Raw genomic sequence first — 23305 nt, forward strand, 5'->3', positions numbered from 1 at the left:
ATAACATAACACCGCATTTTGTTTAAGTGAAAATCTGGTACATTGGAACTTGTAAGAGCAAATGCGTGAAAGTTGTGCTATGCGCAAGCATAGCGTGCTGTCACGTTCTCTTACACGGGTTTACCAGAGCCTTCACTTATGAACTGTGATTAGCACGCTATTTTTCTACCTTATCTGATCCAATTCATGTTGTATCCTATCTCTATTAATTATTTATCACACCTTTCATCGTCAATACCGCGAACTTTCCGTATTATAGATTTGTTTTGCAACTGAAAAATAGTTACATTTGTGCCAAAATAAAATGAATGGGAACAAAAGAAAAATTGATAGCCCGATTCTCAACATTGCCCAGCGATTTCACGTGGGAGGAAATGAGACGTTTGCTTGTTGCTTTGGGATATGTTCCGGGCAACAAGGGCAAGACCTCCGGCTCCCGTGTAATATTCAAGGGTGCCGGTTTGAAGCCCATAATGCTTCACAAGCCCCATCCCGGCAATATCATCAAAGGGTATGTTATGAAACAGGTTTATGATTATCTTAAAAATGAAAGACTGATATGAATACACTGAAATATAAGGATTTTATAGGCTCGGTAGCCTTCAGCGAAGCCGATAATGTATTTTTTGGTAAAATTGAAGGCATTGACGGACTTGTAAATTTCGAGGGAGAGAGCGTTGCGGAACTCACCAATGCCTTTCATGAGGCAGTTGACGATTACCTTGCATATTGCTCCGAAGAAGGAATAGAGCCTCACAAAAGCTATTCCGGCTCTTTGAACGTGCGTCTTACTCCCGACATTCACTCCCGTGTAGCTTACCTCGCAAAACAGGCTGGAGTATCCATCAACTCGTTCATACGCACGGCTGTGGAAAAACAGATTGCTGCCATGCTCTGAAATAATCTAACGCTCCGAGCCTTATCGAATTCAACACGATATTATATTAAAATAGCCAATCAATAGAAGGATATTGAATAAAATATTATCTATTTTATTCAATACAGAGATATAGCTGAATAAAATTAGCTATATTTGCAGTCTAAAACAGATTGCAATGAAGACAACGATACTCAATCAGCGGGCAGAGCGTGACGAACTTATGTCGCGCCCTTATCAGCAACGGCATACAAGGTATGACGCCGACGAGCTATTACAAAATACGCTTATCAAACTTATAACCGGGCCTCGCCGAGTGGGCAAATCGGTATTTGCTCTGCTTATGTTGCAGGGCAAGAATTTCGCTTATCTCAATTTCGACGACAATCAGTTGCTTGAAAAATGGGATGAATACTTGGCGATGTCGGCACTTGAAGATGTCTATCCCGGCTATGACTTCATGCTGCTTGATGAAGTCCAGAATCTTCCCGCTGGGATCTGTGGGTCAGCAAACTCTACCGACGCGGCAAGAACCTCATAATCACGGGCAGTAATGCCAATATGTTGAGTCGCGAAATGGCTACCGTTCTTACAGGGCGTTATCTCCAGATAGAAATGCTCCCGTTCAGCCTTGAAGAAACGATGAACTGGAAAAATGTCAATCCGCAACTGGAAGAACAGGCTGCGCAGGCTATAACGCTTGCTGATGACTATATGCGCAACGGCGGTTACCCGGAAACAATCCCGGCACGTAGCATCACCAAGAGCTATCTTTCTACGCTGTTTGATTCCATTCTGCTGAAAGATGTAGCCAAACGCCATAAGGTGAGGAACACCACCGACCTGTATAATCTTGCCACTTACCTGCTCTCCAACTTCTGCAACCCTATATCTGCAAATGACCTTGCCGGAGAGCTGGGATTGTCAAGTGTCGCAACGACAAAGAAATTCTGTGACTATCTGACAGAACCGTATCTGTTCTTCTACATGCCTCGCTTCAACAACAAACTGAAATTGATGACTAAAGCACCTAAAAAAGTGTATGTGGTTGACAACGGCTTTGTGCAAAGCACGGCTTTCAACCTCAGTGAAAACCTCGGCAGACTGTTGGAGAACCAAGTGTTTGTCGAATTGCTGCGCCGTGGCTATATTCCTGGTAAAACACTGTTCTATTACCGCACACGCAACGATAAAGAGATAGACTTCGTTACCCGCAAAGGCACAAAGGTCGAGCAACTGATCCAAGTCTGCTACGACATGACCTCCGAGAAAACCCGCAAACGCGAACTCGACGCCCTCGTCGAAGCCGCCGAAGAACTCCACTGCGACAACCTCCTTGTTATCACCAATTCGCAAGAAGAAAAAATCGAGTGGAAAAATGAATTAATTTCAGCAATTACCGCCAATAAGTTTTAATAGTAAAAATAAATATGAGTGACTTTACATATGAATTACCGGAAGATAAAGTTTTCTTCGATGCCGTAATGTCAATACTTGCTCATGATATTCAGTATAGGGATACCGGATATTATCATCTCCTTAGAGATGGCTACTGTGAAATTTCAGATAGTAGTACATTCTCACAAAAGAGATGGAATGCGATGTACACAACTGTAAATTTCTATATTCCCAAAGATGTCTTTGCCTCTAACGCTTCGTTGCTCCCTGAAGCTAAGAACATACTATTAAAGGTCTGCCAAACAGTTATGCCTCCAAACGCAGGATATGATGTTATGAAGATTAACATATCTCCTTCCCTGAGTATTGGGCAGCACGATATATTGAACGATATTATTTCAACAGCTAACAATAGTAAATTAGACATTCTTTCTGATGATGTTAAACAGAAAGGTAAGGAAATGTCAGAATTATATGTGACATTATATTGCGTTGAGAACTCATTGCGAAACTTTATTGATACCGTGTTGTCAAATGCTTTAGGCGACAATTATTTTTCTTTGATTTCTGTTCCAAACGACATTGCGAAAGGAATTGCCACACGAAAAAAAGAAGAGAGTCAAAATAAGTGGTTACCGCTTCGTGGTGATAAAGACATATATTATTTGGATTTTATAGATTTAGCTAAATTAATTCAAAATAATTGGGAGTATTTTAAAGCTTACTTTCCAAGTCAGGGGTGGATATCAACCAAAATTGAGGAGCTTTACAAAGTTCGATGCTTAATCGCACACAATAGCTACGCTGGAGACGATGAGAAAGATATGGTTGCTCTTTATTACAAACAAATCGTTAAACAAATTGGGAGTCATATCTGAAATCGTATCAAAAATTTATTTCTGATCGTTTTTATAAGACAATATAATTTTGTATCTTTGTAATCCCAATGGAAATAATGGGGCAGAACATTGAAATAATGCCGTGTGCAATTCGTGAACAACGGAAATGGCGGCATTGCAATATTCTGAATACTACTTAGTTACAACGATATTCCGCAGTTCCAGGCGGATCACGATAAGATTTATCAAATCGAAGGAAACCTCTGAAAATCAACGATTTTCGGAGGTTTTGCTTTTTGCCTCCCACCCTAAATCAGCGCAATATATGGCAATATCCGGTGTGCAAAAAGGGAGCAAGGAATTTTATACTGAAATTGCTCCCTTTTTAGAGGTTATTGGATTGCTTTTCAGTATTTTGCGCCGATTGTGATTGCATTTCTCCTGCTCCCAGAGGGAGCTTCCGAGGGAACGGTTTGCAGACATTTCGGTACTTTTGTCAAAGTATGCCTTACTCTGTATTCGGCTTGTCAACCACATGTCCGCACTGACTTTTTTAAGAATATTCCATTTGAATAATTGTTAAAAAAGGGAGCAAAATCGGGAAGGCAAAAACTAGCGTGCAATTCACGCCATCTCTCTTGAAGGTTCTGGACTACCTATTGTCGAAAAGGTGTGTATGCACGCTATGCAGTAAGCATAGCATAAGCATCACGCCAAGCTCGTTCTTATAAATTGTCCAGATTTACAATAGAACTTATGCGGAAGTTATGTTATCCTATAAATTTGATGCGATTGACTCTACAACCGCAGTCTTTGCTATTTTACAATTGCAAAGTTACTACAAAATCTTTGGAATAACCGAGAAAAGAGGTTGAAATGTCACTGAAATGGCTATCATTAAAGCGTTTACAGTGCCAAATGAAGCCAACCGCAAAAAACGGGAAACGCAAAGGAAAGCAGTTCTATGAAGCAGAACGGTTTTCAAATCGTTACCCGAAGCGGGACGCATTTTTAACGCTCCCTGCATTGATTGCGCCGTTCTGCGCCGATTTGCTTATCAAGGTCTAACTCGTTGAGTAATAACTTTGCAAACAAAAAAACGAGTATGGCAAGAAGTACATTCAAAGTGCTGTTCTACATGAACGGCAGCAAGGAGAAAAACGGCATTGTCCCCATCATGGGACGAGTGACAATCAACGGGACTGTGGCGCAGTTCAGTTGCAAACAGAGTGTCCCGAAAACGCTTTGGGACATCAAGGGCAACCGAGCCAAAGGCAAGAGCAAGGAGGCACGGGACATCAACCTCGCTTTGGACAACATCAAGGCGCAAATCATCAAGCACTACCAACGCCTGTCCGACCGTGAAGCGTTTGTAACTGCGGAAATGGTGCGCAATGCCTATCAGGGCATCGGAAGCGAGTACGAGACATTGCTCAAAGCATTCGACCGTGAAAACGAGGTGTTCAAGAAACGTGTCGGCAAGGACAGGGTTATGGCAACCTACCGTTCACGGGTGGTGGCGAGAAACCATGTGGCTGCGTTCATCAAGTCTTTCTATAGACGGATGGACATGTCCATGCTGGAGATTACGCCCGACTTCATCAAGGAGTTTGCCGCCTACCTCTCAACGGAAGCGGGACTGCACAACGGGACGATATGGGAAAAGTGTATGTGGCTGAAAGGTGTTGTCATGCGTGCGCACTTCAACGGGCTGATACCGAGAAACCCGTTTGCCCAGTTCCACATCAGCCCGAATGTGAAGGAGCGTGAATACCTGACGGAAGATGAACTGAAAGCGTTGATGACGCACGAGCTCGGGGATGCCAAGCTGTCCTATATCCGTGATATTTTCGTCTTCGCCAGCTTCACCGCCCTCTCTTTCGTGGACATCAAGGAACTGACCAATGACAACATCGTGGAAGTGAACGGTGAGAAGTGGATATTATCCAAACGGCACAAGACAAAAGTGCCGTTCCAAGTGAAGCTGCTGGATATTCCCTTACAGATAATAGAGCGTTACCGCCCCATGCAGGAGGATAACCTCGTGTTCCCCAATCTCAACTACTGGTCTATCTGCAAACCTCTGAAAAAGGTGATGAAAGAGTGTGGGATAACAAAGGACATCTCGTTTCATTGCTCAAGGCATGGGTTCGCGACCCTTGCTTTGAGTATGGGTATGCCGATTGAGAGCGTGAGCCGTGTTTTGGGACACACGAACATAGTCACGACCCAAATCTACGCCAAAATCACAACGCAGAAGTTGGACAACGACCTTACCATGTTAGGCAACAGGCTGAACCAATCGTTTAACAACGTATCAATGGCAGGACAATGAAAAGGAATGTAATCGAAATCACAGAACACGGTACGATAACTATACCGAGTGAAACGATATGGATGAGCGAAGCGGAACTTGTCAGCCTGTTCGGTGTTATCGCTCCATCCGTCCGTGCAGCAATCAAAGCAGTCTATAAAAGCGGAATACTGAAAGAGTATGAGGTGCAACGGTATATCCACCTATCGGACAAAATCGGTGTGGAGGTTTATAGCCTTGAAATGGTTGTCGCTCTCGCTTTCCGTATTAACTCATACGGAGCGGAACGAGTACGGAATGCCGTAATTGAAAAGTTGTACTTGCGAAAAGAGAAAACAAGCATCTTCTTTTCGCTGGGTAATTGTATAAAATCATCTGAATATCAAGCATGAAGTGTATTGCTATGACGACATGAAGTAATGAAACCGATGCGTATTCCCATTGCCGACGATGTATCCATATACATAATTGAGTAGGCGTTTTGCTATTCATTCATACGGATTCGATAATCCCGAAGAAACAACCGTCATAGAGGGGTGCTTCTTCGGGATTTTTTATGGTTATGTTCTCCGATATACTGCAAGTTTTTCATACCGTGTGTTTTTTGCTCCGTTCTGCAGTGATTTGCGTATCAAGGTTTTAAGCAGCTCACTCTAACTTTGCATACGATTATTTATCAACCGTTTAAGCGTATGAACTATGAGTAAACCAGACATCAGCAAGGAGGAGTTTATCCGGGTGGGTACGACCCTCTACAAGTTAGTGAACCAGCCCCGACTGAACGGTGGCTATGTGAAGAAACGCATCGTGTGGAACAACGAGACCCTACGGCAGGACTACGGCAAGCACTTTCTCGCCACCGTCCCCAAGTATGACGGCTTCTGCACAGTTCCCGACCATGTGAATTACCGTCCGATAGTGGACAAGTTCCTGAACCTCTATGAACCTATAGACCACAAACCGATGAAGGGTAATTTCCCCTCTATATGTTCGTTAGTAAAGCACATCTTCGGGGAACAATACGAGTTGGGCATGGACTACCTGCAACTGCTCTACCTGCAACCCATTCAAAAGTTGCCAATCCTGCTGTTGGTGTCGGAAGAACGCAACACTGGCAAAAGTACGTTCCTGAACTTTCTGAAAGCCCTGTTTCAGAACAACGTGACATTCAACACCAACGAGGACTTCCGCAGCCAGTTCAATTCCGACTGGGCTGGCAAGCTGCTTATCGTGGTGGATGAGGTGTTGTTAAGTCGTAGGGAGGACAGCGAGCGGTTGAAGAACCTCAGTACCACGTTATCCTACAAGGTGGAAGCCAAAGGCAAAGACCGTGATGAAATAGCGTTCTTCGCCAAGTTCGTATTATGTTCCAACAACGAGTATCTGCCCGTCATCATAGACGCAGAGGAAACACGCTATTGGGTACGCAAGATAGACCGCTTGCAGTCGGACGATACCGACTTCCTGCAAAAACTGAAAACGGAAATTCCTGCTTTCCTCTACCATTTGCAGCACAGGCAGCTCTCCACCGAAAAAGAGAGTCGTATGTGGTTTGCACCACCACTTCTGCATACCGAAGCCTTGCAGAAGATAATCCGCAGCAACCGCAACAGATTGGAGATTGAGATGTGCGAACTTATACTTGACATTATGGTAAGCACGGGTATCGACTCTTTCTCTTTTTGCTGCAATGACATTCTCACGCTGTTGGCAAACACATATGTCAAGTACAACCATCCGCGATAGCATATTGACGAACTCCGAAAGAGAGTTGTATCTTTGTCGACAAAAAGAATCATGGGTTATAACAAGTCTTTGTCCGATGTCTATTCAGAGACATGGACGCGTTACAAGAATCAATGCGAGACAGACGGCTATATCGCATTGAACCGTTTCTGTGCCGGTACCGGCGTCAACGTCCAGCGGCTTTATGAGTGGCTTCGGCGCCGCAAAATCAGCATAAGCGATTATCAACGCAGTCTGCCGGAGAGACCGGATTCGTCGCGGGAAGGTGGCGGGCCGTTATTCCGGGAGGTTAAGGTTCCCGGTATTCAGGTTGCGGATGAGAGCCGGGATGTCGGTGCCACCAGTGTCGTGCGTGACGTGCACATCGAACTCGGTTGGGGCCGAGGCGTGAGTCTGGGAGAGATAAGCGCGGAGGGGCTGGCGCTTCTGGTGGATGTCATGACACGCAGGAGTGATGTGGAGTCTTGAGGCGGATATGCGGCTCTGGGTATGCCGGCAGCCGGTATCGATGCGCTACGGCATCCGGGGTCTGGCCCAGATGGTGTGGTCGTGGAAGGGGCATTCTCCGGCATCGGGCGATGTGTATGTGTTTTTCTCAAAGGACCGCAAGACCATGAAGGCGTTGAAATGGGATGGCGACGGATTTTTGATGTACACAAAAAGACTGTCGCGAGGCCGTTTCCGGGAGGTGCTCAAAAAGGGCGATGACGGCGTGCGCAGGCTCCAATGGGACGATTTCTATATGCTGATGAGGGGCCTCACGCCTGTGAAGGTGATGGTCGAAAATCGCTTCAGAATGGCCGTAAAATAAGGCTTAATAATTTGTTAATCAAATAAATAAATGGCGTGGAAAGTTGCAAATGTCAGATATTTTTTGTAACTTTACACCATGAAAAAGAACGAGTTGATAGAGTTTCTGCAACGTCAGATCGAGTTCCTTCAAGGGCGGCTCGACGAGGCGTTGGCCTCTGTCAGCTCGCTTACTTTATCCAATGAAAAGCTGCAGTCGACCAACGAGAAGCTTGTGGCGACTGTAGATGAACTGCGCAAGCAAATGGCCTCAATGGAGGAGGCTATGAAAGGCAAAAGTGCGGAACTGAGCAAAGAGAAAGCCGCGCGTCAGGCAGTGCAGCGTCTGCAGGGCTCGCCGTCGGAGCGTCAGAAGAAACCGGTGACGACTCCTGCCACATCCGAAACTCGACAGCAGAAGCCAGAGAAGAAACGTACCAACAACGGCGCCAAAAGGAAGACGCATCCGGAGTGTGAGGTGGAGACCATTATAGTGGAGCCTGACAGTCCGGACTTCAATCCCGAGGCGGCGACGTTTATCGGCGAGTGCGATGTCGTGCGCTACGTCATGGAGCCGATGCGCTTCAAAAAATTTATCTACAAGGTCAGAAAATACGTGCAGGACGAGAAAATATACAAAGGTTCCGCACCCGCCACACCGCTGCTTAACTCGCAGTATACATCTTCCTTCATAGCCGGACTCGCCGAGCTACGCTATCTCCACTGCATGCCACTTGAAAATGCTGTCGAATACTTCCGTGCCCACGGCTTCGACCTTGACAAAGGCACCGCACAGAAGCTCGTAAGTAAGGTAAGGGTACATCTGGAAAATCTATACAAGGCGCTGGGTCAGGCAATAGTCGCGGACAATTATATCTGCGGTGACGAGACCTATCAGAAAGTGCGGCTGCAGGTGGCAACTCCTTCGGGAAGAAAGATCAAGAAAGGCTACATATGGGTGTTCGTCGGCATGACAACCGGGCTTGTGTACTTCTTCTATGACGACGGCTCCCGCTCGGCCGAAGTCTTCGAGCAACACATAAAAGGCTTCAACGGAGCCTTCCAGTGCGACTATTACTCGGGATACCGGCATATCGGAATCGGTGGGATGAGCGGGATAAAACGCTTGCCATGCCTGCAGCACATCAAGCGAAAGTTTCTCGATCTGAAAGACAATCCAAAGGCGCAGGAAATAGCAAAGCTCTTCGGACTCCTTTACCACTTCGAGCATCAGCACCGCATAGGCAAAGACGGATGGACGGCGGGAAAGCACCTTGAGTGGAGACAACGATACTCCAAGGTGATGCTCGAGAAAATCCGCATGAGACTGACAGCAGTCAAAGACCGCATCGGCGTGCCACCCGACGACCCGCTGCTCGCCGCCACCGAACATGCACTCAAACAATGGGACGAGATACCACGCATCTTTGCCTCACCCACCTACAGACTCGACAACAACGAAGTCGAGCGAATCAACCGCTACATATCCCTGACCCGTCGCCGACTTACAATCGGCTCCCACTCCGGAGCCGAAGCCGCCGCCCTGTACCACTCTCTTGCGATCACCTGCCACCGCTGCGGAGTCAACGTCTTCGACTACTTCTGCGACATAATCGACCGATGTGCCGCATGGCCGCCAAACACCCCGATCGAAAAATACCGCGACCTGCTTCCCGACCGCTGGAAACTCTCACAAAAATAGCCGCCCAAAACCTGGACGGCTATTTTTTTAAGCTATACCTGCTGTCGCGGACGGTTGTACTTATAATTTATCTTCAGCACATCATCTATATTAAATGAATGTCCTGAGAATTGCTGTCCTATCAAATCGTTGATAGATCCGTCGCCATGAGGAAACGACGCACTTGCTATAAAAGCATTTTTAATATATCTATCTTTACCATTCAGCTTGTAGACCGCATGTGCTCCTACGAATTGCTGACGCATACCGGCTCTGTTCGACTCATCTACGACAAATCGAGAGATACTGTCCGCAAGATAAGCGGTTTGCTCTGCCGCCTCTCTTTTTTCTTTATCAAAAGGTAATTGAGATTAAACGCCAATGTCTTGTCTTCGTCTAACTTGAAAAGTTGATTTATCGACAGGCTATGTGAGTTGTTACGATATGCGTAAGTGTCATTCAGCCCCGGAGAATCAGGGAAAAGTATCCCCGTTCCGTAAGATGAATTGAATGTCACGGGTGCACCAATATCCTGTCTCAAGTCATTGCCAATGTTGTTCGTCTTATAAACAGAGATATTTTGGGCTTTGCGCCGGAAATTCATGAGGGTGGCGGAGGCATCCCAAGATATATTGGGCTGTGTCCCGATTGCTGCTTGAAGTGTGGATGACCATATACCGAGAGCATTTTGTTTAAGCTTTATGTTCATAGCGGGAGCATTGCCGCTCTTCACTCCTTGCAGCAATTTCACATCCTGATGATTTTGCAGTACTTGAACTGAACCTATATCATTTGCATCGATATTTCTTGTAGCTACACCATAATTTCCGCCAAGCATATCAAGCCCCTCGATATAAAACTCATTTATCCATTGTCCGTTATAAGTTATCTGGCCATCGGCTTTTACTTCAATACCCGGCATCTTTCGCAACAAGTCTTCAAGAGTCTTGTCGTTTTTACCTCTGTATGTAGCAGCAGAATACGAAATTGTATCGCCGGACTGTCGGATTTTTTTAGCAGTAACAATTACTTCCTTTAGTTCAAGGGCGTTGATAATTGAATCCAGTGATTCGGTACTGACCTCCTGCGCCATCGCCATAAGAGCGATGGACACAAAGATGAATAGTATTTTGAATCGTTTGAACATAATTTGTCTTAAAAAGTCAAGTGCAAAATTACGGCAAACTCTTTCTCCAAAGTCTTAGTTGAATCTCCTTTAGTCTTAGTTAGTCTTAGTTTGGGGTGATTTTATCGTAATTTTTCATTAATTTTGTTGACATGAAACGTTTTAGGACTATCACAATCATTTGTTTGTCAATCATTGCTATTTTGGTGACGGCTAACTTCTGGTATATGCATCGCCTATACGAATCCATAAGGATGCAGACTCTTCGGACCGTAAAAGAATGTGTGAGGAGGGCAGATGTGCTGGAAATTATCGACAGGAAGGCTCTTGCTTCTGGCCTAAAGGAAGATTTTTCAATAAAAGTCGGAATTGTTGTTAAAGGCGAAATAGATTCGGGGGAAACTTTGACTTTATTCACGAAATGGATAAAGTCAACCAAACTATGAGTGAAGAATTCCACTCAGTGGAACAAACGGACGTCACGATACCGACTCGTAATTATAATCGACTGGCATTACTCCTTCAAAATGAGCTCAAAAACTATGGTATTAAACTTAACCGGGTGGCAATAGTTCCATTTGGCGAAAATGCTGGTCAAATCAAAGGACTGTGGCATATCGACTTTTCTATAACGGAAGGGGAACCGCCTCTTTATACTGTTTATTTCTCTCCCTTCAAAAGCATGTCCTCAGACAAATGGCGGGAATTTTGGCGACATCATCCGCTGTTCTCGCACTAATGATTTTCCTAATATGGTATCTTTTACACTGGGTTGGAAAACTGCGTAGTATTGAGCAGATGAAGGATGATTTCACTCACAACATGACTCACGAACTGAAAACTCCGGTGGCCGTGGCTTATTCTGCGGCGGATTCAATGCTCCGATACTATGACCAGAGTGACGAGGTAAGGAATAAACAGTTCCTTAAGATTATTATGCAAAGACTGAGTTTCCTTTCCGGCATGATTGAGAATATTCTGTCAATGAGTATGGAACGCTTCAAAGCGATGAAACTCAGCATTGAGAATGTGGAGGTAAAACCAATTGTCGTAGAGGTCGCGGGAATGATTGAGCTTAAAGCCGACAAACCGGTGAAGATTGATATTGAAATCCCGGACAATCTTTCGGTCATGGCAGATTCATTACATTTCGGCAATGTCCTGTCAAATCTGATAGACAACGCCGTGAAATATTCCGAAGATACTGTCAACATAAAAATTATGGCTGACAACAACTCAATTGTAATTGCAGACAACGGCATAGGAATAGACAAGGACAATCTCCCTTATATATTTGATAAGTTCTATCGTGTCACCTCAGGAGACCGTTATGAGGTTGGAGGTTACGGGCTTGGTCTTTTCTATGTAAAGCAGATTGTTGAATTACTTGGCTGGAGCATAGATGTGACAAGCAAACCGGGAGTCGGAACGAAATTCACAATTAAATTTAAGAACAATGAGGAAAGATAAGATATTGCTCGTAGAAGATGACTCAACTCTTTCATTTATTGTGCAGGATGCGCTGACCCGTGAAGGTTTTGATGTCGTTTGTGCTTCAAACGGAGAGTTCGGGCTTAAACTCTTCAAGGAGTCCGAACCGGATATTATTGTTGCAGACGTGATGATGCCAAAGATGGACGGTTTTGAGATGGTAAGGCTTATCCGTCTTACAGCACCGGCTGTACCCGTGCTTTTTTTGACCGCCAGAACTGCGCTTGACGATGTGGTGAAAGGGTTTGAGCTTGGAGCCAACGACTACATCCGCAAACCGTTTCAGATACTCGAACTTGTTGTGAGAATTAAGGCTTTATTGAAGCGTAATTCTCAGGGCATTACCGAAGATACGAATCTCAATATCGGAGATAGCTCACTTGACTTTGCATCACAACGACTTGTAATAAGAGAAGAGGCTATCGAACTGACACATACCGAAGCTGTAATCATTGATGAACTATTCCGCCATCCAAATGAAGTAGTCGAGGCTAAGACACTTATGTATCGCATTTGGCAGAACGATGATTATAACAACCTCAACCGTCTTCACGGATTTATCTATAAACTCCGCAAATACCTGTCTAAATCAACCTCGCTGGAACTTCTGAATGTTCGAGGGATAGGCTATAAATTAGCCACCTCCAAGCAGGAATAATACGGTATCAAAGCCATTGAAGATAAAAAGCAGACAAATGGAGGACGGTATTTCCATCTGTCTGCTGTTGAATTATAGTCCTATAAGTCGAATGGGGCGTTGAGGGTTAGTCATAGGTCGATAACGAAATTGAGGTTCTGCGACCATCGACTTTTTCGTGTCTGTGGCTGATGACAGGCTGCGGTTGGCTTGATTTCCTCGCCGTCTGCGGTTTCATCATGTTTTGGAGCCAGCTCAGCGGTAATTTTGCGGTCGAGGGCGGCGAGTTCGGATTTGGGGACTTTCAAAGCCTTTTCTTGATTATTGCCTCGTATCGCTCGAAGTGTTCTGCCAGCACGTTGTTGACAAACGATTTGATTGAACACGGCGAACCATTCTCATAGGAGATAATACGTTTGATTTTCTGAATGAAGTCAGGATTGATTTCGACCATCAGAAAACGCAGTTTCGGACGCAGATATGCGGTGTTCGCTATATATTTCTGCCAATACTCGCTTTCTGCATTAACCGAGGTAACCGATGTGGTCTTGTTTACAGGATCGGGCTTTGGCGGTTCTGTTTTGCTTTCCGTCGGTTGTGCCTTGACCTCCGACTGCGGATTTTCAGATGTTTTTTCCTCTGTGGATTTCTTTTTCATTGAAGATATTCCGGACGGATCATCACGGAACGAGCGGATGAATTCTTCCGGGTCGATATCTGACTCATATACTTTGGCCATAGTGCATTGTTTAAGGGTTGATGGTTGGATAAGGACATAGCGGTAGCCGTCAGCGTATCTCCTGACACGGATAGACCGGGCTTATATCGGCAGGGCGCAGTGCCGGCATCGTCTATGCTTTGGTTGAATTACAGCATTCTCCGTCACCGATGGGCGACCATCCTCCGCTGTCGGGAGGGCATCGGCTGATCAAGCCGGGGTTGGATATCGTCGTATCATTGTCATAATTCTTTAATTGTTTATGGATTAAGTGGTAGTTTACAATCTATATACCTATGGCTGTATAGCCATGAAGTTACTATAGATAGTAAGTATATTATTCCTTTTATACTTTGGTTATTCCTTTGGATAGATGACCATTAAGGATAATACAAATGTCGTAATGCAAGCAGTTCTATTATAAATACCAAGGATTGAACTCTGCAAAAGGATATGGTATATTCCTTTATCATATCTATCTTTCAAAATTACCAATGTACTCCGGTAAGATTTATGAACATTACTGCGGTTCGTTGGATAGTTCCTGAATAGTGTCGGTAATTTGAACTCCTTGAAGGCAGTAGTATCCGTCAATCTCTATATAAAGATACAAAATATTTTTCAAAAAGTTTCATGGTAATTTTTACGGGTCAAGCCGAAATTCCGGTGCATGGATTTTAGGAAAAGTGTTAAATTTGCGTCATGAAGACTAGTGAAGCATTTTGGCAGTTTCTGCCCGCAGGCCTAAATGAGCTGTTTGAGATGGTCAGGTTTGAAAAGACAGATCAATCCTACGACATATGGCTTGACGAGAAGAAGAAACTTTCCGACGAGGATTACCGCAATCCTAACATAGTAGCGAGAGGCTACACGGATTATGTAACGATACAGGACTATCCCATGCGTGGCAGGCCGGTCTATCTTCATATGCGCAAGAACAAATGGTGGGACAAGAAAACAAACGAGATATTCTCCTACAACCTTGAGCTTCCCAACGAAGAAGGGACACGACTCAGTGCCGAGTTCGTGGCTTTTTTAAAAGACGAAGGTGGAGACGACAGCTCTGTCGATTAAGCACATAGCGCAGATGTACTGCGTAAACGGCAAGTGTTTTGCTGACTTATACCGCAATAAGCTGAGCGGCTACGCCCAGTGGTGCGAGAGAGAACTCGGCAGTGGGATTTACTTCAACGCCGTCAACATCGGGTCGTACATGAGCCTTGACGAGACGTGTCTGAGCAACGGCGAGGTATGGACATTCCTCACCAATAAGGACGGGCACGGCGGCAGGGGTACACTTGCCGCTGCAATCCCGGCACAAAAAGCGACGAGATCATCTCCATACTCATCGGAGCGATGGGCAAGACCCTGAGACGAAAAGTCAGGGAGGTCACATGCGATCTGTCGCCCTCGATGATGCTGATAGCCGCCGAGGTATTCTACAACGCCCACGTCGTTAACGACCGCTTCCATGTGCAGCAGGTCTATAACGAGGCTGTCGACAAAATTCGCATAGACATCCGCCGACAGCTCATTGCCGAAGACAACAGCCGTGACAAATCAGAGCCTCCAATTACATATTCCAACGGCGAGACCATGCGCCAGATCCTTGCCCGCAGCAAGCACACCCTGATGATGTCGCAGAACAAATGGACTGACATACAGCGTCATCGCGCAAACATTCTGTTCAAACACTATCCGATACTGAAAGCTGCATACCATCTGGCTATGGAAATGCGCCAAATCTTCAACGCAAAGATATCACCCACCAAAGCAATGGGTCGGATGAACAAGTGGTATGAAAAAGTAATGGCATTGGGCAACAACAACTTCCGCTCTGTCATCAAGACGTTCAAGAACCACGCCCCAACTATCCTCAATTATTTCCGACGTCGCGCAACTAATGCCTCGGCCGAAGCATTCAACTCCAAAGTCAAAATCTTCCGTTCGCAGATGCGAGGGGTCCGTGACCGTGATTTCTTTATCTTCCGGCTCGTCAAACTCTACGCCTAAACTTTAACATTTCAGCTCTCGAATTTTAACAAATGCACCGGAATTTCGGCTTGACCCAAAATAAGCATCAAATATACAATTTTTTAACATTTGCACGCGGGGTAAAAAAGAAGAAAGAGCTGAGTTTGCGTGACTTAGCTCTTTCATTGTGTTGCCTTGGAAGGATTCGAACCCTCACAGGCGGAACCAGAATCCGACGTGCTACCATTACACCACAAGGCAATTTTTATTGTTTTGTCATCAGGAGTGGCGTTGTTTCCTTTTGACGGTGCAAAGGTAGGGGTAATATTTGAACTGTGCAAATTTTTTCAAAGTTTTTTTCAAAAAAGTAAAAAAAATTCCAATTCAGGACAAAATCCTCCATTCTCAAGCTCCAATCCCAATCCAATGCTCAGATTTAGGGGCTGAATCTTCAGAAAAACATCAAGGTCGGCAACTCTGCTAAAATTAATTTTACGGCAGATTCAATCAGAGTCACAAAACATCGCCTCTACCCCATTGCATATTTCCTATTAATTATGATTCGGTAATACCCGTAGACAATAAAATTTCATACACTTCTCCCTCCAAGCATAAATTCAATACAAACAGTTCAATCGCCACAGCTGTCGAGTCCCAACTGTTCGAGTCCATCAATATCATCATAATCCGGGGCACATTCCGATTTCGGTTCTATACGGCGTAAAACACGAGCGGGGTTACCACCAACAATCGTATAGGCATCAACATCCTTCGTGACCACGCTTGCCGCCCCGACCACCGCATTATCGCCAATAGTAGCACCGGGGAGTATTGTCGCGCCCGCGCCGATCCATGCATTCCGGCCTATATGTATAGGCCTACAGGTGATAATCTGACGTTCATACAAATCATGATTGTTGGATATGAGCTGTACATTTGCAGCAATCATCGCCCCATCATCAATTGTTATTCCTCCGGCCGACATCATAAGACATCCCGGCATTACAACTACATTGCGTCCAATCTTCACCATATTAGGTCTTACAGCCGTCAATGGAGCATGAACCACGCTTCCCTCTCCTAAATCAGAAAATATCCTGTGCATCAGACACGCATACTCTTCCGTTGCAGGCATCGTATGATTGAATTTGAAAACGAGCCGGGCATACTCATTCGCGAGTGCAAGTTCTTCGGGAGTCTGTTTTGTCACATCAATCCTCACCTCCACACTTTTTGATCCTTTATCAATATTTTCCATATAATACCGAATTTAAAAGTAAATACAATAAACATAACATGCCCGTTATTTCCTTTGTTGATTATACCGGGCCATTACCATTATCACGCAAAACGGCTGAGATGAGCAAAGCCATAAATACAATCAGGCATCCCGGAAAGCTAACAGAACTATATCTTTGAGCGGCGTAAATTTACAAATTTAATATCAAATCCGTCAAAAAGCCGGGCATTATATCACTCTTTCATTCAATTTATTGCAATATAGCCTACCATATTTTACACTATTTAACATCAGAGGGGGTAAATAACAACCATTATCAATCGCGCCGTGTTATAATTATGAACTTGTAAACTATTTATTGTCATGAGATACATCTCCACCATCACATTATTGGCCATAAGCCATCTATTAAGTCCCGCAAAAGATATAACAGGCACATTGATTGACGAAACAGGTCAACCGGCTTCATTTGTCAATGTCATACTCATGAAAGATTCTACATTTATTGACGGCAAGACCACCGATGATACCGGTTTATTCATATTTGAAAATGCCGACTCTTTAGCCAACAAAGTCAAGATTACGATGATCGGCTATGAAGATATGATGCTGCCAATTCCTGAAAACGGCAACTATAACACCATTTCTCTAAAACCTTCCACTGTCATGTTGGGGGAGGTTGTCGTAAAAGGTGATTTGCCGTCAACACGAATCAAAGGAAACGCTTTTGTCACAAGGGTAGAAAATAGCATACTTTCCACCACCGGGTCTGCCAACGATGTATTGAAAAACATCCCAATGGTGACTGGCACAGACGGCAAGTTCAGTGTATTCGGGCGCGGAGATGCAATCATATATGTCAATGGCAGACTTGTCAGAAGCTCCGATGAAGTCGGGCAACTTTCCTCCGGCGACATAAAGGAAATTCAGGTCATCAACAATCCCGGCGCACAATACGGTGCAAATGTCAATGCAGTCATTCGCATAGTGACCAAGAAGCCCGTTGGCGAGGGATTCAGCGTTTCCGCTTATACGGACAACATATATAACAAGTGGTTCACTACAAAGGAACAGCTTAATCTCAAATACAGAACAGGCGGTCTGGAAATCTTCGGCATGGGCTATTTCAGACATGGAAAAACATACGATGAAGAATACACCCTAACCACAAGTTATGGCAAGTCTTTACTTGAAATGATTTCTGACCAGTCTGTTTCAACAACACAATCAGACATTACAGGCAAAATTGGATTCAACTATCAGTTAAATGAGAATCATAGCCTTGGGGCATATTATCAGCATGACTATAACAGAGGCCATCATTTCGGTCATTACCTGAATGATATTAAGGAGAACGAAGAACTATTCGAATCAAGTGTTTCCGACCTCAAAGGCTGGTTCAAGGCTTTACCATGTAACAGCGCCAACATTTATTACAACGGCACGATAGGAAAATTCACTGTCGATGTCAACGCTGATTATATGCAGACAAAAGACAATGACCGTTCATATCAGTACGAACAAAACGAGTCTTCCGATAACCGGAATGTAACTACCTTCAACACAACCCGAAACCGTCTCTTTGCCGAAAAAGCATCCATATCATACGAATTACCTAAAGGCAACATTCTAATCGGAGAAGAATACACCAATTCCCGAAGCCGCAATGACTTCAGAAATCCCGAAAGCATACTCAACTCGGAACTTACAGATGTAAGGGAGAGCAATATGGGCGTTTTTGCAGAAGTGAGCCAGACCTTCGGAAAGTTCAGCGCCACAGCCGGAGCACGCTACAAACACGTCAAATCAGATTACCGCCTGAACGGCAGATTCGTTGACGGCCAAAGCAAGACTTATAGCAATCTCTTTCCATCAGCCAACCTAACTTAGAGCTTGTTTAAAAACAAATGTGAAAACCGGAGTCCATTCTCTTGAGGTGGATTTCGGGATGAATTGAAGGAGCAATGCTGTAGCATTGTGACTGAAATTCAGCACGAAAGGCATCCAAGAGAATGGATGCAGACAAGTATTTATCCAGCCTCAATAATAAAGGTTAAAATGTATAATAACGATAACAAAAGTTACAATCTGCTGCATGGATGTCTTTTTGGCTCCCCTGTCCCTAATCTTCAGTCACAACCTTTAGCTCGCCGACCGCAGGGGAGGCAATGCCACAGCATTGCTCCTTCAGATTATGAACAGGATAGCTCAATCCATCCACTCCGATTTCACATTTGTTTTTAAACAACCTCTAAAGCATGTCTCCGCGGAATCGCCCCGTTTATCGATTCGAGAAAACTTTTATCAGTCAACGACTTTTTTCGCCAGATTACCGCTGACATCTTCCAGATGCTCCCGCCCCCATTCCGACAGCTCGTCGAGAATGGGAATCAGCGTCATGCCAAGTCCCGTCAAATCATATTCCACCCTCGGGGGCACTTCCGCATAAAGCACACGCCTGACGAGACCAATAGCCTCAAGGGTCTTCAGATGCCCCGAAAGCACCTTGGGCGATATGTCAGGGATAGCCCTTGACAATTCATTGAAACGCATCACACCGAACTCATCGAGAATAACAAGTAACAGCATCGACCACTTATTGGCGAAATGCGCTATGACGTTACGCATGGGGCAAGTGGCCACACACGAATATTTTTCTGATTTTTTTACATCTTCCATCTGCCTGACATTTAACAACAGTGAGTTTAAAGTAAGCGGCTACTTCCAAGGTAACCTCTTGTATGATAACTTTTTGATATATACTTTTGCAACCGGTTTCGGCAGCGTATCCTACGGCTATCAGCCGACATGCGTGCCAATCACCACCCGTAAATGGCCATTTTACGCTATCAAAAAGATAGTTGCTATCTATCTTGCAAAATTAACAAAACATTATCAAACCACAAATTATGACAGAAACCACCATCAATATCCCCGCAAACTCCCGCCCATCCGGCAAAGCCTCGTTCGTAATGCTCGGCACCGGTTTTGATGAAATAGAAGCCCTCGCCACAGTCGATGTCATGCGCAGAGGCGGCATTGAAACATACACCGTATCAATGACCGACGACCGTCTCGTAAAAGGAGCGACCGGCAACCTCGTCGTCGCCGACATGTGCAAAACCGACATGAACCCGGAATTCATTGACTGGTTGATTTTTCCCGGCGCAGGCAAAGGCCAAGCCGCTGTGAACCCTGACGGGCATCTCCGGAAAATCATAACGGATCATTGGAACAACGGTGGAAACATAGCTGCAATCTGCGCCGCACCCGCACTCATACTCGGGCCTCTTGGAATCATAAAAGGAATCGAGGCCACAGGCTACCCATTCCTGAAAGACGATTTCGAAAAACACGGAGGCATCTATTCCGGCAGCCCAATAGTCGCAAACGGTCATCTCATCACATCCAAAGGACCGGGGACAACCCTTGAATTTGCACTCACAATTGTCCGCAAGGCAAAAGGGAAAGAAACCGAGACAGCTTTAAGAGAAGGAATGCTCATCCCCGAATGCAACCATTCCGAATGCTGCTGCAACTGACAGACCCAAGCCACATAATCCAACGGAGGGGCGAACCCGGTTCGCTCCTCCTATAATTTATAAGTATCCGATCAACCCTACCCCCTTCCGAAAAGCATCTTGAAAGACCGTCTTGAACCTACCCCGCATCTGTCTGACCATGCAAAGTGACAATAGAGGAAATTTATGCTTTAAAACATAAAATTAACATACGGACAAAGTACAATAAGTAATTTAAATGTCGTTTTTACACTTTTTATTCTAAAAAAGATTTGCTTTTGCAAAAAAATGTATATCTTTGCATCGGGTTATGAGTCTTTAAGTCAAAGTATATCATCAAAAATACGCTTGCCTTCGCAAAACCCGCCGATGTCAGTGTGCGCCCGTAATCATCCTCAGTAAATCAGGGCGGACAAAACGTGTAAATAGCAACAATAACTCAATTACAAATACACCTTAAGTCCAAAGAAATGACCTCCAAACGTCTGCTCAGTCTACTACTGGCTACATTGCTGGTATTGCCTGTCTTTGCACAAGAGAAGAAATGCGACCATCGCTATAAAGTGGCCGCATGCGACTGGATGATGCTGAAACGCCAGAAAATCGGCTCGTTTAAATTAATGAAAGAACTAAAAGGCGACGGTGTCGAAATGGATGCCGGCGGTCTTGGTGCGCGTGACACGTTTGACAACAAATTCCATCAGCAACATTTCCGTGTGCTCTTCCGCCACACCGCCGACAGTCTTGGCATTGAAGTCCCCTCGGTGGCCATGTCAGGATTTTTCGGACAATCATTCATTGAAAAGAAAACCTATGCCGAACTGATCGACGACTGCCTCTCTACGATGGAAGCCATGAATGCCAAGGTAGCCTTCCTGCCTTTAGGCGGCATAAAGGAAGACTGGACTGTCAAAGGCCCGGCACGCAACGAACTCGTGAAGCGACTCCGCGAATCAGGCGAGAAAGCCAAAGCAAAAGGGATGGTAATCGGAATCCGCGTCCCGTTACCTGCGAAAGACGCTAAAAAACTGCTGAAGGAAATCGATTCCGACGGCATAAAAATCTATTTCAATCTACAGGACGTTCTCGATGCCGGACGCAACCCCGTCAAAGAGCTGAAGGCAATCGGCAAAGACAACATCTGTCAGATCCACCTCAGCAACACCGACGGATTCAATCTCAAAGATGATCCGCAAGTCGACCTTCCGGCCATAAAGAAAGCTCTTGACAAAATGGGATGGAGCGGTTGGCTGGTGGTCGAGCGTTCGAGAGACAAAGACCATGTTAGAAACGTCAAACACAACTTTGGTAACAACATACGATATATAAAAGAAGTGTTTCAGGCAGGTGACTGTATCTGATGTTTCCACCGCAAGCTCTTTCACTTCATTATTTACGTCGAAACTATTTTAACGAAATAATTTTCATTTTATAACCATAACCAAAACTATTGATCAAGAACCATGAACCACAGAATCAAATGGCTCAGTAGTATTTGCTATGCCCCGATGATGCTGGCCCTTGTGACATCGTGCGCTGAAGGTGTCGATGACAACGAGCGTTTCAGTGCCGGAGTAAGCAATGCCCAGTTGGAGTCACCGGAACTTGACCCGACTAAATTCAAGACCCAGATCAACTCTGACGGGTCGGAAAGTGTCGAAGTAACATGGCCTGTAGTCTTCGGTGCAGGAGGCTATCTCGCCAACGTGCAGGATGTGACAAATCCGGCCAACCCGGTCTACATCATCAAGGACAGTGTGATCGATGGCTGCCGATTCTCATTCCCGCGCTTGGTCGACACCAAGTATGAAGTGAGTGTCAGCACACTCGGAAACGAGAAGCTTAACAATGCTGCTTCTCTTACTCCCAGCATCGCTGCCTACAGCACATTCCTTCCCGCAACCATCATTCCGGAAGGAGTTGAAATTTCTCAGTTCATCGCTGAAAACCTCGTCGAGTCTGCCGAAGAAGTTGCTTTCGAGCTTGAAGCCGGCAAGACATATCAGCTTTCAGGTGCAGTCGACTTCAATCTTACCCCCGTAACTCTGCGTGGCGACAAATACAACCGTCCCATCGTTGTTATCTCAGGGAAAGAAGGCTACATCACAACTCAAGCCGGTCTTAAGCTCAAGAATATCAACTTTGACATGTCAGCTGCCGAAGCACAGAGCTTCATCACTCTAAGCGGAACTCCGAGCGAAAGCATCACCACAGAAGCTCTCGGATTCAAGGAACTCGGTGCAAACCAGAACAGCTACGTCATCATGGGACAGGTTTCTGTCGAATCCTGCAACTTCCGCAACATGCCGGGCAGCTTTATCTGGGGCAACAAGCAACCCTATAGCCTGAATGACTTCCGCATCACCGACTGCATCGTTCAGCTCAACAACTCTTCGTCAGCAACATTTATCAACTTTGCTGATGCAGGTACAGGGTGTATCAAGAGCCTCACCCTTAAGAACAGCACTTTCTACAACCTTGTAGAAAATAATTCAGCCTACTTCATCCGCTACTCACATCCCTCAAACGCTGACCCGCAGAAGATTTTCGGTACAGGTGCCACAGCGCTCCACACCCTCGACCATTGCACGCTTGACCGCACATTCTCCGGCAAGGATTTCGCCAACAACATGACGACTGTCGATAGATTCAATGTAGTCATGAAGGGCAACATATTCTATGACGTATTCCGTCTCTACCAGTACATCAGAAGCAACAACGTCAAAGTCACTACCGAAAACAACGTCGTATGGGGCAACTTCGCCGGTATTCCTAACAACAACGACCTCAAATATGCCGAAAACATCAATCCGGAATTCGCAGGTCCGACCATTCAGGAGTTTAACCTTGACGAAGCCAAGGGAGGAGTCAACTACCGTCCGCAGAACGCCACATGCGTCGACAACAAGATCGGCGACCCCCGCTGGTATGAATAAAAATCTTAAATTACAACA

General features: G+C 45.2%; 25 protein-coding genes, 1 tRNA gene and 2 pseudogenes. 20 read left to right on the top strand and 8 right to left on the bottom strand.

The annotated features are described in order from the left end of the window. Window positions 1-308: 308 nt before the first annotated feature. The 11 genes and pseudogenes from E7747_RS14935 (at window position 309) to tnpC (ending at window position 9665) form a co-directional block, all read left to right on the top strand. The gene (locus tag E7747_RS14935; RefSeq protein ID WP_136416788.1) at window positions 309-563 is read left to right on the top strand and encodes a type II toxin-antitoxin system HicA family toxin; all 255 of its coding nucleotides are present in this window, start codon (window positions 309-311) and stop codon (window positions 561-563) included. Beyond that, window positions 560-898, top strand: a complete 339-nt coding sequence (locus E7747_RS14940) for a type II toxin-antitoxin system HicB family antitoxin (RefSeq protein ID WP_136416790.1) — start codon at window positions 560-562, stop codon at window positions 896-898. The genes E7747_RS14935 and E7747_RS14940 overlap by 4 nt, the downstream gene beginning before the upstream one ends. Window positions 899-1220: 322 nt before the next feature. Continuing rightward, window positions 1221-1459, top strand: a pseudogene (locus E7747_RS17320) (ATP-binding protein); the annotation flags it as partial. A gap of 132 nt (window positions 1460-1591) precedes the next feature. Beyond that, the gene (locus tag E7747_RS17140; RefSeq protein WP_228449335.1) at window positions 1592-2293 is read left to right on the top strand and encodes an ATP-binding protein; all 702 of its coding nucleotides are present in this window, start codon (window positions 1592-1594) and stop codon (window positions 2291-2293) included. Between the two features lie 14 nt (window positions 2294-2307). Beyond that, entirely contained in the window at window positions 2308-3153 is an 846-nt protein-coding gene (locus tag E7747_RS14950) for a Swt1 family HEPN domain-containing protein (RefSeq protein ID WP_136416792.1), read from the top strand. Window positions 3154-4219: 1066 nt separating this feature from the next. Then, window positions 4220-5449, top strand: a complete 1230-nt coding sequence (locus tag E7747_RS14955) for a site-specific integrase (RefSeq protein ID WP_136416794.1) — start codon at window positions 4220-4222, stop codon at window positions 5447-5449. Then, entirely contained in the window at window positions 5446-5820 is a 375-nt protein-coding gene (locus E7747_RS14960; RefSeq protein WP_136416796.1) for a hypothetical protein, read from the top strand. Before E7747_RS14955 ends, E7747_RS14960 begins: the two co-directional genes overlap by 4 nt. Before the next feature lie 307 nt (window positions 5821-6127). After that, window positions 6128-7174, top strand: a complete 1047-nt coding sequence (locus tag E7747_RS14965; RefSeq protein WP_228449199.1) for a primase-helicase family protein — start codon at window positions 6128-6130, stop codon at window positions 7172-7174. 51 nt (window positions 7175-7225) lie between these two features. Then, window positions 7226-7642, top strand: coding sequence for a hypothetical protein (locus E7747_RS14970; protein WP_136413419.1), 417 nt, complete (start codon window positions 7226-7228; stop codon window positions 7640-7642). Continuing rightward, window positions 7629-7985, top strand: a complete 357-nt coding sequence (tnpB, locus tag E7747_RS14975) for an IS66 family insertion sequence element accessory protein TnpB (protein WP_136413421.1) — start codon at window positions 7629-7631, stop codon at window positions 7983-7985. The genes E7747_RS14970 and tnpB overlap by 14 nt, the downstream gene beginning before the upstream one ends. A 78-nt stretch (window positions 7986-8063) precedes the next feature. Next, window positions 8064-9665, top strand: coding sequence for an IS66 family transposase (tnpC, locus tag E7747_RS14980; RefSeq protein ID WP_136416798.1), 1602 nt, complete (start codon window positions 8064-8066; stop codon window positions 9663-9665). A 32-nt stretch (window positions 9666-9697) separates the two neighbouring features. Here tnpC and E7747_RS14985 read toward each other — a convergent pair whose 3' ends face one another. Together E7747_RS14985 and E7747_RS14990 are read right to left on the bottom strand one after the other, a co-directional pair. Then, window positions 9698-9910, bottom strand: a complete 213-nt coding sequence (locus E7747_RS14985) for a hypothetical protein (RefSeq protein WP_136416800.1) — start codon at window positions 9908-9910, stop codon at window positions 9698-9700. 20 nt (window positions 9911-9930) lie between these two features. Continuing rightward, entirely contained in the window at window positions 9931-10791 is an 861-nt protein-coding gene (locus E7747_RS14990; RefSeq protein WP_136416802.1) for a TonB-dependent receptor, read from the bottom strand. Window positions 10792-11191: 400 nt separating this feature from the next. Between E7747_RS14990 and E7747_RS14995 the strand changes: the two genes are divergently transcribed. Genes E7747_RS14995 through E7747_RS15005 form a run of 3 tightly spaced genes read left to right on the top strand, consistent with a single transcriptional unit; the run spans window position 11192 to window position 12919 of the window. Continuing rightward, window positions 11192-11509 carry a hypothetical protein gene (locus E7747_RS14995; protein ID WP_136416804.1) on the top strand — a complete coding sequence of 106 codons (318 nt, stop codon included), beginning with the start codon at window positions 11192-11194 and terminating at the stop codon, window positions 11507-11509. Next, entirely contained in the window at window positions 11509-12240 is a 732-nt protein-coding gene (locus tag E7747_RS15000; protein WP_168185369.1) for a sensor histidine kinase, read from the top strand. The genes E7747_RS14995 and E7747_RS15000 overlap by 1 nt, the downstream gene beginning before the upstream one ends. Further along, on the top strand, window positions 12227-12919 hold the full coding sequence (locus tag E7747_RS15005; RefSeq protein ID WP_123486671.1) for a response regulator transcription factor: 693 nt from the start codon (window positions 12227-12229) through the stop codon (window positions 12917-12919). Before E7747_RS15000 ends, E7747_RS15005 begins: the two co-directional genes overlap by 14 nt. A 110-nt stretch (window positions 12920-13029) precedes the next feature. On the opposite strand, the gene E7747_RS16695 is transcribed toward E7747_RS15005, so the two are convergent. Next, window positions 13030-13206: a hypothetical protein gene (locus tag E7747_RS16695; RefSeq protein ID WP_168185370.1), complete on the bottom strand. Its 177-nt coding sequence runs from the start codon at window positions 13204-13206 to the stop codon at window positions 13030-13032. Beyond that, window positions 13203-13637, bottom strand: a complete 435-nt coding sequence (locus tag E7747_RS15010; RefSeq protein ID WP_136416808.1) for a DUF3408 domain-containing protein — start codon at window positions 13635-13637, stop codon at window positions 13203-13205. Before E7747_RS15010 ends, E7747_RS16695 begins: the two co-directional genes overlap by 4 nt. Before the next feature lie 681 nt (window positions 13638-14318). On the opposite strand from E7747_RS15010, the gene E7747_RS15015 reads away from it, so the two are divergent. After that, complete coding sequence (locus E7747_RS15015; RefSeq protein WP_104369305.1) at window positions 14319-14690, top strand: ISAon1 family transposase N-terminal region protein; 372 nt, start codon at window positions 14319-14321, stop codon at window positions 14688-14690. A gap of 46 nt (window positions 14691-14736) precedes the next feature. On the opposite strand, the gene E7747_RS16700 is transcribed toward E7747_RS15015, so the two are convergent. Continuing rightward, window positions 14737-14898 (bottom strand): hypothetical protein, encoded by a 162-nt coding sequence (locus tag E7747_RS16700; RefSeq protein WP_168185158.1) that lies wholly within the window; start codon window positions 14896-14898, stop codon window positions 14737-14739. Between the two features lie 41 nt (window positions 14899-14939). On the opposite strand from E7747_RS16700, the pseudogene E7747_RS15020 reads away from it, so the two are divergent. Then, window positions 14940-15629 (top strand): annotated as a pseudogene (locus tag E7747_RS15020) (ISAon1 family transposase); the annotation flags it as partial. A gap of 151 nt (window positions 15630-15780) precedes the next feature. On the opposite strand, the gene E7747_RS15025 reads toward E7747_RS15020, so the two are convergent. Together E7747_RS15025 and E7747_RS15030 are read right to left on the bottom strand one after the other, a co-directional pair. After that, window positions 15781-15851, bottom strand: a tRNA-Gln gene (locus E7747_RS15025). A gap of 370 nt (window positions 15852-16221) precedes the next feature. Then, on the bottom strand, window positions 16222-16848 hold the full coding sequence (locus E7747_RS15030; RefSeq protein ID WP_136416809.1) for an acyltransferase: 627 nt from the start codon (window positions 16846-16848) through the stop codon (window positions 16222-16224). A 345-nt stretch (window positions 16849-17193) separates the two neighbouring features. On the opposite strand from E7747_RS15030, the gene E7747_RS15035 reads away from it, so the two are divergent. Further along, complete coding sequence (locus E7747_RS15035; RefSeq protein ID WP_136416811.1) at window positions 17194-18720, top strand: TonB-dependent receptor domain-containing protein; 1527 nt, start codon at window positions 17194-17196, stop codon at window positions 18718-18720. A gap of 414 nt (window positions 18721-19134) precedes the next feature. Here the strand turns inward: E7747_RS15035 and E7747_RS15040 are convergent, their stop codons facing one another. After that, on the bottom strand, window positions 19135-19509 hold the full coding sequence (locus E7747_RS15040; RefSeq protein ID WP_136416813.1) for a winged helix-turn-helix transcriptional regulator: 375 nt from the start codon (window positions 19507-19509) through the stop codon (window positions 19135-19137). A gap of 230 nt (window positions 19510-19739) precedes the next feature. Between E7747_RS15040 and E7747_RS15045 the strand changes: the two genes are divergently transcribed. From E7747_RS15045 to E7747_RS15055, 3 genes are all read left to right on the top strand, one after another. Further along, the gene (locus E7747_RS15045; protein WP_136416815.1) at window positions 19740-20372 is read left to right on the top strand and encodes a DJ-1 family glyoxalase III; all 633 of its coding nucleotides are present in this window, start codon (window positions 19740-19742) and stop codon (window positions 20370-20372) included. A 449-nt stretch (window positions 20373-20821) separates the two neighbouring features. Continuing rightward, on the top strand, window positions 20822-21712 hold the full coding sequence (locus tag E7747_RS15050; protein ID WP_136416817.1) for a sugar phosphate isomerase/epimerase family protein: 891 nt from the start codon (window positions 20822-20824) through the stop codon (window positions 21710-21712). Window positions 21713-21814: 102 nt separating this feature from the next. Further along, entirely contained in the window at window positions 21815-23287 is a 1473-nt protein-coding gene (locus tag E7747_RS15055) for a DUF4992 family lipoprotein (protein ID WP_123615054.1), read from the top strand. Window positions 23288-23305 lie beyond the last annotated feature (18 nt).

It is taken from the genome of Duncaniella dubosii (genome assembly GCF_004803915.1).
GTDB lineage: Bacteria > Bacteroidota > Bacteroidia > Bacteroidales > Muribaculaceae > Duncaniella > Duncaniella dubosii.